14 protein-coding genes and 3 pseudogenes are annotated in these 13,045 nt (G+C 37.8%); 1 reads left to right on the top strand and 16 read right to left on the bottom strand.

Going from position 1 to position 13,045, the window contains the following annotated elements; all coding sequences use genetic code 11:
* Positions 1-34: 34 nt before the first annotated feature.
* The 6 genes and pseudogenes from kynA to ACEWFH_RS11125 all read right to left on the bottom strand — a co-directional run bounded on the left by kynA (position 35) and on the right by ACEWFH_RS11125 (position 3,970).
* A pseudogene (gene kynA, locus ACEWFH_RS11150) lies at positions 35-882 on the bottom strand (tryptophan 2,3-dioxygenase).
* A 142-nt stretch (positions 883-1,024) separates the two neighbouring features.
* Positions 1,025-1,213 carry an alpha/beta-type small acid-soluble spore protein gene (locus ACEWFH_RS11145; RefSeq protein WP_066395381.1) on the bottom strand — a complete coding sequence of 63 codons (189 nt, stop codon included), beginning with the start codon at positions 1,211-1,213 and terminating at the stop codon, positions 1,025-1,027.
* A 128-nt stretch (positions 1,214-1,341) separates the two neighbouring features.
* Positions 1,342-1,530, bottom strand: coding sequence for a hypothetical protein (locus tag ACEWFH_RS11140; protein ID WP_289495369.1), 189 nt, complete (start codon positions 1,528-1,530; stop codon positions 1,342-1,344).
* Between the two features lie 64 nt (positions 1,531-1,594).
* On the bottom strand, positions 1,595-2,230 hold the full coding sequence (locus tag ACEWFH_RS11135; protein ID WP_473724123.1) for a phosphatase PAP2 family protein: 636 nt from the start codon (positions 2,228-2,230) through the stop codon (positions 1,595-1,597).
* Positions 2,231-2,437: 207 nt separating this feature from the next.
* Positions 2,438-3,361: an oxygen-dependent tRNA uridine(34) hydroxylase TrhO gene (trhO, locus tag ACEWFH_RS11130; RefSeq protein ID WP_473724122.1), complete on the bottom strand. Its 924-nt coding sequence runs from the start codon at positions 3,359-3,361 to the stop codon at positions 2,438-2,440.
* Positions 3,362-3,451: 90 nt separating this feature from the next.
* Positions 3,452-3,970 (bottom strand): ankyrin repeat domain-containing protein, encoded by a 519-nt coding sequence (locus tag ACEWFH_RS11125; protein WP_473724121.1) that lies wholly within the window; start codon positions 3,968-3,970, stop codon positions 3,452-3,454.
* A gap of 147 nt (positions 3,971-4,117) precedes the next feature.
* On the opposite strand from ACEWFH_RS11125, the gene ACEWFH_RS11120 reads away from it, so the two are divergent.
* Complete coding sequence (locus ACEWFH_RS11120) at positions 4,118-4,894, top strand: LysM peptidoglycan-binding domain-containing protein (protein WP_473724120.1); 777 nt, start codon at positions 4,118-4,120, stop codon at positions 4,892-4,894.
* A 286-nt stretch (positions 4,895-5,180) separates the two neighbouring features.
* Here ACEWFH_RS11120 and ACEWFH_RS11115 read toward each other — a convergent pair whose 3' ends face one another.
* The 10 genes and pseudogenes from ACEWFH_RS11115 to ACEWFH_RS11070 form a co-directional block, all read right to left on the bottom strand.
* A complete protein-coding gene (locus ACEWFH_RS11115; RefSeq protein WP_473724119.1) occupies positions 5,181-5,453 on the bottom strand; it encodes an AbrB/MazE/SpoVT family DNA-binding domain-containing protein in 273 nt (90 codons plus the stop codon).
* Between the two features lie 191 nt (positions 5,454-5,644).
* Positions 5,645-6,011 (bottom strand): annotated as a pseudogene (locus ACEWFH_RS11110) (N-acetylmuramoyl-L-alanine amidase).
* Between the two features lie 343 nt (positions 6,012-6,354).
* Entirely contained in the window at positions 6,355-7,104 is a 750-nt protein-coding gene (locus tag ACEWFH_RS11105; RefSeq protein ID WP_473724118.1) for an ABC transporter permease, read from the bottom strand.
* Entirely contained in the window at positions 7,105-7,866 is a 762-nt protein-coding gene (locus tag ACEWFH_RS11100) for an ABC transporter ATP-binding protein (RefSeq protein ID WP_473724117.1), read from the bottom strand.
* Positions 7,867-7,992: 126 nt separating this feature from the next.
* Positions 7,993-8,346 carry a DUF1048 domain-containing protein gene (locus ACEWFH_RS11095; RefSeq protein ID WP_473724116.1) on the bottom strand — a complete coding sequence of 118 codons (354 nt, stop codon included), beginning with the start codon at positions 8,344-8,346 and terminating at the stop codon, positions 7,993-7,995.
* A gap of 59 nt (positions 8,347-8,405) precedes the next feature.
* Positions 8,406-8,726, bottom strand: coding sequence for a PadR family transcriptional regulator (locus tag ACEWFH_RS11090; protein ID WP_473727279.1), 321 nt, complete (start codon positions 8,724-8,726; stop codon positions 8,406-8,408).
* Between the two features lie 368 nt (positions 8,727-9,094).
* On the bottom strand, positions 9,095-9,562 hold the full coding sequence (locus tag ACEWFH_RS11085; RefSeq protein WP_473727278.1) for a topoisomerase C-terminal repeat-containing protein: 468 nt from the start codon (positions 9,560-9,562) through the stop codon (positions 9,095-9,097).
* Positions 9,554-11,106 (bottom strand): annotated as a pseudogene (locus ACEWFH_RS11080) (DNA topoisomerase); the annotation flags it as partial. The gene ACEWFH_RS11085 and the pseudogene ACEWFH_RS11080, both read right to left, overlap by 9 nt.
* Positions 11,107-11,372: 266 nt before the next feature.
* On the bottom strand, positions 11,373-11,993 hold the full coding sequence (locus tag ACEWFH_RS11075; protein ID WP_473724115.1) for a nucleotidyltransferase domain-containing protein: 621 nt from the start codon (positions 11,991-11,993) through the stop codon (positions 11,373-11,375).
* Between the two features lie 346 nt (positions 11,994-12,339).
* Complete coding sequence (locus tag ACEWFH_RS11070) at positions 12,340-12,789, bottom strand: GNAT family N-acetyltransferase (RefSeq protein WP_473724114.1); 450 nt, start codon at positions 12,787-12,789, stop codon at positions 12,340-12,342.
* Positions 12,790-13,045: the final 256 nt, after the last annotated feature.

Genomic DNA, 13,045 nt, shown 5'->3' with positions numbered 1-13,045 from the left:
AAAGGACAGCTACCAAGAGCCATCCTTTTTAAATCTATATACTTGTACGCAGATCCCAAAGCTCTGGGAAAAAACGTTGATCTAATACTTTTTTAGATAGTTCACGCCTGATGAACCACCTGTTCCTACTTTAAATCCTATAATGCGTTCAACGGTCTTCATATGACGGAATCGCCATTGCTGCAGCCAGTCTTCAATATCTACAAGCTTTTCAGCCAACTCATACAGATCCCAATACTTTTCCACATTTCGATAGACTTCAAGCCACGCTGCTTCTACCGAGCTGTTGTATTCGTATCGCTTTGTAACATCACGGTTAAGCACTTCTTCATCGATGTGAAGACCCGCTTTCGCTAACGCCTGGATTGATACATCGTACAAACTTGGCGTATGAAGAGCGGATGTAAGTTGTTCGTGAAGGTCTGCATCTTTTTTATAGATCTCCAAGATATGCGGAGTCTTATAGCCGAGCGCAAATTCAATCATGCGATACTGATACGATTGAAAGCCTGATGCTTGTCCAAGCTTATCACGAAACTCCATGTATTCTGCTGGCGTTAACGTTGAAAGCACATCCCACGATTCAATGATCTGAGATTGAATCTTTGAAACACGTGCGAGCATCTTGAAAGCAGAATGAAGATTGCCACTTTCAATCGAAGAAATCGCTGACCTTGTTTCGTGCAGAATGAGTTTCATCCATAATTCAGATACTTGGTGGATAATAATAAACAACATTTCATCATGATGACCGGAAAGTCTGTTCTGACCCGATAGAATCTTATCAAGGTTCAGATATTCCCCGTAGGTCATTTGATTAATAAAATCAGTGTGAATTCCTTTTTCTGTTTCTTTGCTGTCTAATTTTTTCTGTTCTGTCATTCTAATCCACTCCCCTGGACGAGTAACTTGTTTGTTATCGCTTTCATTATACATGATTATTCATGATGTATTTATCTATAATTGAACAAAAAAATAAAACCCGGAACGAATTCCGGGTTTTTTCTTACAAGGAGGTTACTGATTAACGAAGTCCGCCTAGCGCTTGTGCTACAAGACGCTTAGTGATTTCGCCACCTACAGATCCGTTTGCACGAGAAGTTGTGTCTGGTCCAAGATGTACTCCGAACTCAGCAGCGATCTCTTGCTTCATTGCGTCAAGAGCTCCTTGTGCTCCAGGAACCACGATTTGGTTGCTGTTGTTACGTGCCATGCGATTTCCTCCTTTGGGAGATAATATGTACGAAAAACTTTTTTGTTTTCCGTTAAAGGTAGTATGGGTAAATTCTGAAAACCTATTCATAGAAATATAAATTTTTTTTCAAAAAAAACAAGAACTCTTCATAAGTCCTTGTTTTTCAGCTCTTTGCTTAACAAATCTTCTTCTATTAATTGTGCTCTTTTTAACTCTTTTGCAGAATGTTTCTTAAAAAAGACTACCGTTCTCCATGCAAAAATCGTAAAAATCGCAAGCGTTATAAAAGCCGGAATGTACTCAAGTTTGTTTTCAGGAAACACAATTGGCAGCATCTCTTTGCACCCTTTCGGTAAACATTACATTTTATTATACCAAAAGAGGACAAAGATTGGTAAGTTATAAAGCGGTATTTGTGTTGTTTCTGTTAACGCTTTCTCTGTTCTGGACCGATTTTATTGTAAGTTTGCTGAAGAAGAGTACAAGTAAGACACCAAATGCCATTCCTGCCAATATATCAGATGGATAGTGTACGCCTACATAGACTCGACTTACCCCTAACAAGAATGGAAGGATCACTCCAGCCCAAAGGATCCAACGCTTTTGGTATCGTTGATAGATAAGAACTGCGGCGAACAAATAAAATGTTGTCCCTACCATGGCGTTCCCACTCGGAAAACTGTATCCGTCTTCCTCCATTAAGCGAAAATCCATCGGACGTTCCCGCTCAAACATGCTCTTAACTAAGAGGTTCAATCCATAAGATACAACGATACTCCCGAGTAGCAAAACACCATTTCTCACTTGTTTTACAAGAAAGAGTGTTATGACTCCTAATAGGCATAGTCCTCCTAGCACTTTTGCATCCCCAACATGAGTGAAGGATAGCACAACTTTATTTAACCATTCCGTTCGTAAACTTAAAATAAATTCTCTAAAGGCGATATCGAATGATCTTACCAAACTGGAATCGTAAAACGCGAAACTTCCAAATAACAAAACACACAAACTCAACAATATGTAACCTTTTTTCATGTTCACTCCCCTTTTTGTATTTTACTTTATACGATTCAAAAATAGGAATTAATGGATAAAATATTGTATTTATCCGTGAAATTATTTTAGATTTACCGTGAATTTATTCTTTTTCTTTGCGCTTCTGACAGAAACATTTTCTGCTTTTATTCACGTGATGCATACAATTTGGCATATCACACTTCTCTCGCACAAAAAAAGCTCTCCTTATAAAGGAGAACTTTCACTTTCTGCTTCACATTCTTTTACATAACGATTCCAAGGGTGTTCCTTACATGCTGTGCTGCACGAGCGTTTATGCTCATGCTCACATTCTTCACACATCAATAGATGCGCGTTGCAATCTGGATTTCCGCATTTCACATAGCGTTCTTCGGGATTTCCGCAATGATAACACTTTCCGACGACGGTTTCTTCACCACTTCTGTTAACCGGCACAGAGATCCGTTCATCAAAGACATAACATTTCCCGTCCCAAAGCTTGCCTTTTGCTTCTTCATCATACCCGTAGGAGATAATTCCGCCTTCTAGCTGTGATACGTCTTTAAATCCTTCTTTTACAAGAAACCCTGAGAACTTTTCACAACGAATTCCACCTGTGCAATAGGTCAAAACCTTCTTATCTTTAAACTGGCTAAAGTTTTCACGTACCCATTGAGGCAGCTCTCTAAATGTTTCAACGTCTGGTCTGATCGCATTTTTGAAGTGTCCAAGATCATACTCATACGTATTTCGCGCATCTAGTATGACAACATCTTCTTGCTGCATCGCTTCAAGCCATTCTTTTGGAGAAAGATGCTTTCCTGTAAGTTCATTCGGGTTTACATCATCTTCAAGACTTAGATGGACAAGCTCTGGCCTCACTCGAACCTTCATCTTCTTAAAAGCATGTTCGTTTGATTGCTCTATTTTAAAAACCGTATCATAAAAGCGGGGATCGTTTTTCATAGCATGCATATAAGCTTCTGTCTGCTCCACTGTTCCTGAAACCGTACCATTAATTCCTTCATGGGCAACAAGAATTCTGCCCTTTAATCCGATTTCTTTACAAAGAGCAAGATGTTCTTCTTTAAACGCTTCAGGATCTTCAATAGAAACGTATTTATAATATAACAATACTTGAAAGTCCATATATTTCACCTACTTCTGCTTCTTAAAAAACTACCTTTCCTATAATAACAAATTATGAGAAAAAGAAAAATACAGGACTCGTCCTGTATTTTAGATTTTATTCAAAGAGTAGTTTCGTAATAAAGAAGCAGCCTCGAGCGACTCTTCATCTTCCGCTAATTCTAGTGCGGTCTTTCCATCCCCTTTTGCGAGGAAGGGATCCGCTCCCTTTTCTATAAAATAAGAAATCATTTCAGGGTCGTTGTGCTGTGCCGCTTGATGAAGGACCGTCCAACCGCCGCTCTGCTGTTCGTTAATATCCGCTCCATGCGATAATAATAGACCGATCATTTCTTGACGATTCTTCATATTTGCCGCGGCAGCATGAAGAGGTGTGTTTGCCATGTTGTTCCCTGACTTTACATGAACATCCGCCCCTTGTTCAAGAAGCAGTCTTACGATATTGATATGTCCAAAATGTGCAGCTAAATGCAGCGGTGACCACCCATCATTCAATTCATCTATTTGTACGTTTTCATTTTTTAATAAGTCCTCAATTTCAGTTAACTTCCCATCCATCGCTGCTTGGTGCAGACTCATAACATCCACCCTTTCTGATTGTTTGTTCATGACTACTTCTTCTTAACGACATGAAATTCCTTCAAGATACATTTATTTACAAAATTTTTCTGCCATTCCCAGTTGTTTACCGGTCTAAATTATGTGAACATTTAAATAGTGAAAGTCGTTGGGGGAACTGGATATTTGGGGGATATTATGCGTTTAAAAATACTATCTTTATCACTAGCAGCCTTTCTTATGATGGGTACGGCTGCGTATGCTTCAACACCTTATACGGTTCAGCAAAATGACACACTGTGGAAGATCTCACAAAAGAAAAATGTAAGCCTTTCTCATATACTAGGGATGAACCGACTTACTAGTTATTCGATTTATCCTGGTCAAACGTTATACATTCCGTCTTCTTCAAAGATCTATACGGTAAAAAGAGGAGACACTCTATATAAGATCGCTTCGGCGTCAAATGTTAGTTTATGGGCAATTCAACAGGTAAATCCTCAGATCAAACAAATCAACTGGGTTTATCCTGGTCAAGTTCTAGATCTGCCAGCAAATACAGCATCTGAACCTGCACCATCTACAACTTCAACACCTAATACATCTGTAGGTTCTTACGCAACTCAAGTTTCACAACTTGTGAATACAGAGCGTCAAAAAGCTGGCCTTGCCCCATTAACACTTGATGCTGAACTAAGCAATGTTGCTATGGCAAAAGCAAAAGACATGATCGTAAACAACTATTTCGATCACAACTCACCCACTTACGGTTCTCCGTTTGACATGATGCGCAGCTTTGGAATCGATTACACAGCTGCTGGTGAGAACATTGCAAAAGGACAAACTTCTCCACAAGCTGTTATGACAGACTGGATGAACAGTCCTGGTCATCGCCAAAACATCTTAAGCTCTAATTATGACTCTATTGGGGTTGCTCATTACCAAGGAGCTTGGGTACAGTTATTTAAAAAATAAGGATCTTCCGCACGACTTCCACTAAAAAAGCATGCAGCATTTTGCCGCATGCTTTTTGTAGTTGTGTACTCAACTCATATCTTAAAGTTTTTTGGAGTCCTGGTTAATAATCTTGAGTTACATTATTTCTAGTTGCAATGAATTGAAGGAACTTAAATTTATGTTAATAGAATTAATTTTAATCTCCCTATTATTTTAATATTACTTATGGTTTCGATCTGATAAGGGTATCCTCCATACTATTTTCTTCACAATTTCAAAACATTAATAGTGACGAATCATGTGTCTAGAACTTTAATTCAAGTTCTTCTAGGAGAGCTTTTGCTCCGTTCGGACTGAGTACGAATTTCCCACCAGCGTACCTTGCATTCTGGTCAGTCACTTCCCCTGTAATGATGCATGAGTTATTTGGTATGTACTTCTTTAAGATGATTTTATCGTTCTCAACAAAAATCTCTATCCCATCTTTTATATCCATATCCATCATACGACGCAATTCAATGGGAATGACGATTCTTCCCAGCTCATCCACTTTTCTAACAACACCTGTGCTTTTCATATTGTTTCCCTTCCCATTTTCCATTTCAAAGTAAATACAATGTTAGATGCTCAGAATTCCATGAAACCTTTAACCCATGTACTTGGTAAAAAATGTTTTAACTTCAGGAATTATCATCTCAAAAACATTTTCAAATAGGAAGGGGATTTAGGTTGGGTTAATTTAATGAGGAGATAGAACTATATTTCGGATCAAAAAGAAATTATATCTATTTTCTTTTCTACAAATAAGTCGAAAAACCTATAATTTTTTCCCAATATTAAAGCACTCTTCCATGACGGTGCAGATGTTTTTAATTTATTTGCGTCATTTATATTATCGATAAACCCATTCTCAGTTAATAGAGCAGGTATATTCGATTTACGCAGCACATGAAAGTTTGCACTCTTCTGCCCTCTGTCACTGAAATTCACGACTTTCAAAACTTCTGCATGTACAAAATAGGTGCGCTGGAACCGGATAGATATAATCTTCGTACTCTGTTCCCCCGCCGGCATTAATATGAACAGACAGTAGAAAATCAGCACCCCATGCGTTTGCAGCATCTGTTCGTTCCATTATTGACTTCGTTACATCAGAAGTCCTGCTAATTAGAATTGAAAAATTGTTGTTTTTCAGCTATTAAAATATCTCGAATTCGAATCCCTATTTGAAGAGTAAGGTTTTCTCTGTTAGATTATTAGCGACTCCTCCTGGGTCAGTACCACCATGACCCGGATCAATGAAAGATTTAAAAGGATTGATTACTCCCCATCCATTCCCTTCAAATGATTTCTTTAGTATCCAAAGAAGTTTCTGATTAGCACAGAAGTTGAAACACGAAAAAAAAGGATATAAAAAAACAAAGTCCATTTTGACTTTGTCTTTTTTAAAATTCTCCGTAGCTTCTTAATTCTAAGTTTTAACCTAACTGGCGTTTAAATTGTTTACTAGCGAAGAAATAAGCAATCACCATGATTCCTATGCACCAGGCAAGCGCAATCCAGATATCGTTTCCAACAGACCCGTTATACAATAAAGCACGAATCGCATTTACAATGGAAGTCACAGGTTGGTTTTCAGCAAAAACACGGACCATTTTTGGCATCGTTTCTGTAGGAACAAAGGCTGAACTGATAAATGGTAAGAATACAAGTGGATACGAGTATGCTGTTGCTCCTTCCATAGACCCCGCAGTTAACCCAGGGATGACCGCGAGCCACGTTAGTGCCAAAGTAAACATCCCAAGTATGCCGGCTACAGAAAGCCAATCCAGAATATCAGCGTTAGAACGGAAACCCATCAACAGCGCTACCAGGATAACGATTAAAATCGTAAGGGCATTGGAAGCAAGAGAGGTTAATACGTGAGCCCACAATACCGACGACCGCTTGATTGGCATTGTTATAAAACGCGCCATTAACCCACTTTTTACATCCGTAAACAGTCGAACAGACGTATAAGCGACACCGGATGCAATGGCCATAAGCAATATGCCGGGTAATAAATAATTTACATAGTTATCTGTACCTGCCTCTATCGCACCGCCAAATACATAGACAAACAATAGCATCATCATAATTGGCGTAATCGCCACCGTGATAATCGTATCAGGGCTTCGCATGATGTTACGCATTAAACGTCCTAGTAAAATTCCTGTGATGCTTTTCATTTAAATAGCCTCCCTTTTACCGATGATCGCGAGGAAAATTTCTTCCAGTGATGGCTGCTTCTCAACGTACTCCACTTTCGCTGGCGGGAACATTTCTTTAAGCTCGGTAAGTGTACCTGTCTTGATGATTTTTCCGCCATGCAGAATGGCAATACGGTCCGCGAGTTGTTCTGCTTCTTCCAAGTATTGAGTGGTTAGCAAAATAGTCGTGCCACCAATAGCAAGCTCCTTGATGGTATCCCAAACCTCAATACGCGCTTCAGGATCTAGCCCTGTTGTTGGTTCGTCGAGAAAAATCACTTCTGGTGTCCCGATTAGGCTCATCGCAATATCAAGCCTTCGTTTCATTCCACCAGAATATTGATCTGCGCGTTTGTTCGCTGCTTCTGTCAGGCTGAATCTTGCAAGTAATTGATCAGCGACTTGTGCCGGATTAGAGACACCCCTTAACTTGGCAATCAACGTCAGATTTTCCCGCCCGGTGAGCATTCCGTCTAAAGCTGCAAACTGCCCGGTCAAACTGATACTCTGACGTACTTGATCTGGTTGACGATTGACATCAAACCCACAAATAAAGGCTTTCCCATCATCCGCTTTTATTAAAGTCGAGAGAATGTTAACAGTCGTCGTTTTGCCCGCTCCATTTGATCCTAACAACGCGAATATCTCTCCCCGCTGTACCTCAAGATTTACTCCCTTTAAAACTTCCTTATCTTTGAAAGACTTCTTTAATCCATTTAATGAAATCGCTGTTTGATTCATGTTTTTCCTCCTATAAAATTCTTAATAAAGCTTAAATATTCAATTCCACTATTAAGTCTTACTGATAATAAGTATTACTTAGTACCGTGCAAAAAATTTAACTGAATAGTTCTCTTTTCAAGCTATTCAGCCTTTTATCTTATTTTTTCCTAATTCCTTCATAATGCTCTGGTTCAAATCTTCACGATATTTAGCAAAATAGGTTTTAGCATTAGCCACGAGTTCGTCAGCAAAGGACGCCACGTCTTCGCCAGTGATTTCTAGCACTTGTCTCCCTTCAGCCGCACCAGCTTCAAACAAATCAATTAACTCATACTGCATGTGCAGCATATCCATACCGTTGCCCGCTGAAAAGTTCCACATATAGTTTTGAATCTTTTTAAATACTAATTGATAATCCTCCGGAAGGGCTTCAACTCGTGACATCATCATTTTGTACTCTTTTTTATCACCTATCATTTTTTTAATCCATTCCAACATGTTATTTTCCTCCTTAATAATCACTTCAATTAAAATTTTGGATGAAATATCATATGAGACTATTGTGATTTCAAGACGTTAATCTTGGATGATACAAAATCCCATTTTTTCCAAAATGATTCAAGTTCCTGTTTGCCAGCTTCATTAAGAGAATAAAATTTTCGAGGTGGTCCCATATCTGACGGCTTCTTAACAATGTCTACTAATTTCTTCTTTTCCAATCTCACGAGGATGGTGTATACCGTACCCTCCACAACTTCTGTAAACCCTAGATCGTTTAAGCGGCGTGTAATCTCATAGCCGTAGGTTTCATGACGGCTGATGATTTCCAACACGCAGCCTTCAAGTGAACCCTTCAGCATCTCTGTTAAATTTTCGATGTCAAAAGCCTCCTTTATTTTATCTGACTTATAATAAGTATGACTTAGTACTGAAATAAAAAATTTTACTTAAGTGCAATTATGCTATTAAGTATTACTCATTACCTCTACATTGTATGACCGAGTAGCTAAAATGTCAACTGTTTTCCAAATAAAAAATTTGCTTGTTATAAAAACGTTAAAGACTCGTCTATGACGAGCCTTCTGATCAGGATTAACATGCATTATTTTTGGCGAAGTCTAAAGCATTTATTGAAGGCAACCAAAAGTTCAACACCTGCAATCCCCCAAGTAAGAAAAAATGTAAGGCCGATTACAATCCATCGTCCGCTTCATACCAACTTTAATTTTACCTAGAACTACTTTTTTCATTTCTTCACAAATTGCTTTTTAAGAAACTCAAATCCTATCGTTAAATCATCTTTTAATATGAGCATTGCATCGAACTTTCTCTTTTCTTTGGCTTTTGGTTTAAATCCCTTAATGACACTTGTTTTGCCTTTCGTACACAGATCCTTCACTTGTTTCTCAGTAATATTTTTACTTAGTAATTTCCCTGGAAAGGTCTGTTTGCAACCATTCGCATATTCTGAACAGCTATAGTATGATCGATTGGGAATGATGCTTCCTTTTTTGCAACGAGGGCATACAACGATCGGTTTCTGATTCACTTTCTTAACTACATCAATACTCTGCTGAATAGAATCTGCATTCAATTGTCCAGGTACTTCTTCGATCAATTTATTTAGAAATTTTGCGATACTTCCCAAAAAGGCCTGAGGTGTACCATTTCCGCTTCCGATTTTCTTAAGATAGGTTTCCCATTTGGCCGTCATGGAAGGACTCGATAGCAGGTTCCCTTCTATTGACTGACATAAAATCTTCCCTTTTTCGGTTATATGAACAATGTTCTTTTTTACTTCAATGTATTGATGCTTTTTAATGGTTTCAATGATTCCACTTCGTGTCGCTTCCGTACCTAAGCCTTCCACTTCTTTCAATATTTCACTTTCTTCTTCATTCTCGACCGACTTACCACACGTTTTCATCATCGAGATGAGTTGACCTTCTGTATAAGGTTTCGGAGGAGTTGTCATCCCTTCTTTCATTTTGACAATACTCTTCACTTCCTCGCCTTTTTCAAGTTTAGGAAGAGTTTGTGTTGCGTTTTCATCTTTCTTGGCTGAGCTGTCTTTTGAACTATAGTTAAACAGTTCTCTCCAACCTTTGCTCATCTCTGTTTTTCCTACGGACTCGAAGTCTAAACCGTTCACATTCGTTGTAACTTTTGTTTCTTCGTACACATAATCATGATGAAACATAGCAAGCGTCGTGTTCAACACTTCAAAGTATATATTTCTTTCTTCTATCGATAACCCTTGAATTTTCGCACGCGTTGGAACCTTTTTGGTAGGAATAATCGCATAGTGTTCTTGAACCTTTGATCCGTCTACATATCTTTTACTAGGTCTTTTAGAAGCTGCAGTAAAGCGGTTCTCTATTAGTTCTTGATAGGATTCAAGATTAGCAGATAGATAGGCAAACTCATTCTCTGTTATGTATTGTGTATCTGTTCTTGGATACGATAGGATTTTCTTATCGTACAATTTCTGAACCGTATCCAAAACCTTCTTCGGACTGTATTTCCATCGTTTATTTGCTGTTGCTTGCAGAGTAGAGAGAGCGTGCAACTTAGGTGATTTGATACGCATTTCTTTTTTGAAACAGATTTAATGATGCCGATATCGTTTCCTGTTATGTTGTGCTGAGTTAACAGCTGTTGAACCTCTTCTAGTTTTTCACTTTTTATTTTTGCTTTTCCTTTGTATACTCCGTTTGCAGCTATAAAGTTTCCTTCAATCTCATAAAACGGTTTAGCCACGAAATTCTCAATCTCGAGGTGCCTTTGGTAAATCAAGTATGTTGTTGGCGACTGCACTCTACCAATGCTCAAGCTATCCGAAAGGCCCTTTTGCTGTAAAAGTAACGTATAAAGGCGACTTCCGTTCATTCCAACGAGCCAATCAGAGATCTGACGTGTTTTGGCTTCGGCATACAACAATAGATCTTTCTCGTTATCATGAAGATTAGAAAATCCTTTACGAACCTCATCGACTTCTAAAGAATTTATCCATAGTCTTTTAATGGTTTTGCCTCTCACACCTGTCATATGATAAATCGAATAAAAGATGTTTGAACCTTCACGATCCACGTCGCAACCGTTAATGATTATGTCTGCTTCTTTAAATAACCGTTTTACCGCATTAAACTGTTCATACTTTCCAGACGCCACCTTAAATTCATAACGTTCAGGCAAGATCGGTAAAGAAGATAATCGCCACGTTCCCCATTCAGACTTATATTCTTTAGGTTGCTTCAGCTCGACTAAGTGACCGATTCCCCATGTAAGTATCGCGCCACTTGGAAAGATGCTGCATGGGTTTAATTCAATAAACGTTTTATCTTTTTCTTTATCGAAAAGGCATCTGAATAAGCTTTAGCTTGCGATGGTTTTTCTGCTAGAATAACTATTTTGCTCATTGGAGTTTCACCTTTTCACTTGAATTTTCTTCTACAAGAAAAAGAAAGTAAGGGAGGCGATAAACCACCCTTACTTCATTTTTCTATTTGACTAGTTATATATGTTTAATTGGAATAGACATTTATTTGTTCAATCCATGGATGTCCGTTAGGGTACTGGATGGTTAATGAATCTCTTAACCATTCTCGACTTGTATCATCTAACATAGGCAAGACGTTCTCTAAATCCAGAATGTCTTTTTCCCTAATCAACGAACTGCCACCCTTATATAAAAGCTGAATTTCTGGTCTTAAGCAAGAAATACCTGCAGAATTTTTTAATCCGATATCAGTTAGTTTCATTCTTATTGTACCATTTCGTTTGTAAATCCAATAATCATCTTCTGAATCTATGATCATAATCTGGAAGGCCCACGTAGTTTCTCCCTTTTTCTTAAACCATATATTATCAAATTGAGAATCTAGCTTTTCTTTCATGTGCCAAGGTATTAAATTTCCTTTGAATGCTTTGTATCCTTCCCAGTCAGCGGACAAATACTCTTGTAATGGTAGGTGTTCGGATCTAAGGATGATAATATCGATGTCTTCATGTTCTCGGGTAATTCTATCCATATATAAATCCAATGCCCATCCACCAGCAATCCACCATTGCACAGGAATCTGGTTAAATATCTCTTGGATTTCGATAACAGAAAGTGGCTTCCAGATTTTCTTAGTTTCGTTCATTTTCCACCTCAGGAATAACGACTTTTGAAGTTGATATTAATAATTAAGGTCTTACAAATGTGACGGAAGAATCACATAAATGTATGTGAACCCATAAAAAGTAATTAGCTGGTTAGCATCTTGCATTACATATACTGCATGATGTGTAAGGCATTCTATAGTGACTGGTAAAGCAGACTTACTTTGATTAGAGTATCTTTGGGATACCCCCAGTGCTCCTAAAATGATAAACTAATTCACCTGGATTTCCACACTCTTGTGGAGCTGTTTTTAAAAACTTTGCCTACCTCCCAGCAAAGCTTTTTTTATAGAAATGCATTATTACAGTTACAAAGAAAAGTTACTTTTATAACTTTAAAAAATGAGTTGAATTTGGGTAACAATTACTCTTAGAAAATCCAAAAGAAGTATAAAAATGATCAGCTTGTTCGGTATCTGTATGAAGTACCATAACACTAAAATACATTTTGGCTTCAATAATAATATTATTTAATAATAAGCTGCCAACACCTTTCTCCCTGTATGCTTTACTAACATAAAACCTTCTCAACCTACAAATGTTTTGTTTGTCTGAAAAAGGATCTTTGTTTAGTCCACAAATGGCAATTAGTTCACCTTTTTCAGTAAAAGCACCAAATAGGGTTTCACCTAAATCGTCGAAAGTATTCGTACCATTTTTATAATCATTTACTAATCTTTCTACAAAACGAAAACCTTCTTTTTTACTTTGTATAATTAAACTGCTTGTATCATAGTGTAAAAGATTAATTATGTTTTTTATTATGAATTTTTCCAAGTTTGCCCCCTGCAAAATGTCAATTCAACTTAATATGACAGACCTTATAGATGTATCTTCAAGAAATAATCACGCTTGCTTATCATAGATATTCGAAAGATATATTGAAGTAAGAAAAACTGCAACCATTGAAGAAACGCCTACATATATGGATATCTTTTTCTCGGTTAAACCTCTTTTAGATACCTTGCCATATAGCCCAGTGCTTAGGAATAAAGAACTTTAAAACGGTACCAGTAAGCATGACTAAGATAAA

It is taken from the genome of Fictibacillus sp. EA-CB0309 (assembly GCF_055814265.1).
This window is presented reverse-complemented; position numbering and strand designations above follow the sequence as displayed.

Bases quoted from the DNA above. Each gene is read 5' to 3' on its own strand.
- trhO (WP_473724122.1), bottom strand. From the start codon at position 3,361: ATGGACTTTCAAGTATTGTTATATTATAAATACGTTTCTATTGAAGAT.
- ACEWFH_RS11115 (WP_473724119.1), bottom strand. From the start codon at position 5,453: ATGAAAAGCACAGGTGTTGTTAGAAAAGTGGATGAGCTGGGAAGAATC.
- ACEWFH_RS11075 (WP_473724115.1), bottom strand. From the start codon at position 11,993: ATGAACGAAACTAAGAAAATCTGGAAGCCACTTTCTGTTATCGAAATC.
- ACEWFH_RS11120 (WP_473724120.1), top strand. From the start codon at position 4,118: ATGCGTTTAAAAATACTATCTTTATCACTAGCAGCCTTTCTTATGATG.
- ACEWFH_RS11085 (WP_473727278.1), bottom strand. From the start codon at position 9,562: ATGACGGCCAAATGGGAAACCTATCTTAAGAAAATCGGAAGCGGAAAT.
- ACEWFH_RS11105 (WP_473724118.1), bottom strand. From the start codon at position 7,104: ATGAAAAGCATCACAGGAATTTTACTAGGACGTTTAATGCGTAACATC.
- ACEWFH_RS11095 (WP_473724116.1), bottom strand. From the start codon at position 8,346: ATGTTGGAATGGATTAAAAAAATGATAGGTGATAAAAAAGAGTACAAA.
- ACEWFH_RS11125 (WP_473724121.1), bottom strand. From the start codon at position 3,970: ATGAACAAACAATCAGAAAGGGTGGATGTTATGAGTCTGCACCAAGCA.
- ACEWFH_RS11145 (WP_066395381.1), bottom strand. From the start codon at position 1,213: ATGGCACGTAACAACAGCAACCAAATCGTGGTTCCTGGAGCACAAGGA.
- ACEWFH_RS11100 (WP_473724117.1), bottom strand. From the start codon at position 7,866: ATGAATCAAACAGCGATTTCATTAAATGGATTAAAGAAGTCTTTCAAA.
- ACEWFH_RS11140 (WP_289495369.1), bottom strand. From the start codon at position 1,530: ATGCTGCCAATTGTGTTTCCTGAAAACAAACTTGAGTACATTCCGGCT.
- ACEWFH_RS11135 (WP_473724123.1), bottom strand. From the start codon at position 2,230: ATGAAAAAAGGTTACATATTGTTGAGTTTGTGTGTTTTGTTATTTGGA.